This is a genomic window from Thermoactinospora rubra (assembly GCF_002093975.1).
Classification (GTDB): Bacteria; Actinomycetota; Actinomycetes; order Streptosporangiales; family Streptosporangiaceae; genus Nonomuraea; species Nonomuraea rubra_A.
Genome location: NZ_MSZZ01000132.1, coordinates 1 through 970 on the forward strand (window position 1 = coordinate 1; position 970 = coordinate 970).

The window sequence follows — 970 nt, forward strand, 5'->3', positions numbered from 1 at the left end:
GCCGGGCTTCTCGGCGATGATCACATCGCCGGCGTCGGTGGCGGCACGGTATTCCATCCCGGTGCCCACCAGCGGCGCCTCGCTGCGCAGCAGCGGCACCGCCTGCCGCTGCATGTTGGCACCCATGAGCGCCCGGTTGGCGTCGTCGTGCTCCAGGAACGGGATCATCGCGGTGGCCACCGACACCATCTGCCGCGGCGACACGTCGATGTAGTCCACCTCAGCCGAGCGGACGTGCTCGAACTCACCGCCCTTGCGCCGCACGAGCACCCGGCTCTCCGCGAACCTGCCGTCCTCCGTCAGCGCGGAGTTCGCCTGGGCGATGACGTACCGGTCCTCCTCGTCGGCGGTGAGGTAGTCGATCTGGTCGGTGACCCTGCCGTCGACGACCTTGCGGTAGGGGGTCTCCACGAAGCCGAAGGGGTTGAGGCGGCCGAAGCACGCGAGGTAGCCGATGAGGCCGATGTTGGGGCCTTCCGGCGTCTCGATCGGGCACATCCGGCCGTAGTGGGACGGGTGCACGTCACGCACCTCCATGCCCGCCCGCTCGCGGGACAGACCGCCCGGGCCCAGCGCGTTCAGCCGCCGCTTGTGGGTCAGCCCGGCCAGCGGGTTGGTCTGGTCCATGAACTGCGACAGCTGGGAGGTGCCGAAGAACTCGCGGATCGACGCCGTCAGCGGACGAATGTTGATCAGCGTCTGGGGTGTGATCGCCTCCACGTCCTGGGTGGTCATCCGCTCGCGCACCACCCGCTCCATGCGGGCCAGGCCCAGCCGGACCTGGTTTTGGATCAGCTCGCCCACGCTGCGGATCCGGCGGTTGCCGAAGTGGTCGATGTCGTCGGTCTCCACGACGACGTCACCCATCGAAGTCTCGCCGACGTGCAGCCTCACCAGGTATTCGATCATCGAGACGATGTCGTCCTCGGTGAGGGTGCCGACGGTGATGTCGGTGTCCAGCCCCAGCTTC

General features: G+C 68.2%; 1 pseudogene. It reads right to left on the minus strand.

The window, feature by feature from the left end:
* A pseudogene (locus BSB02_RS39230) lies at positions 1-970 on the minus strand (DNA-directed RNA polymerase subunit beta); the annotation flags it as partial.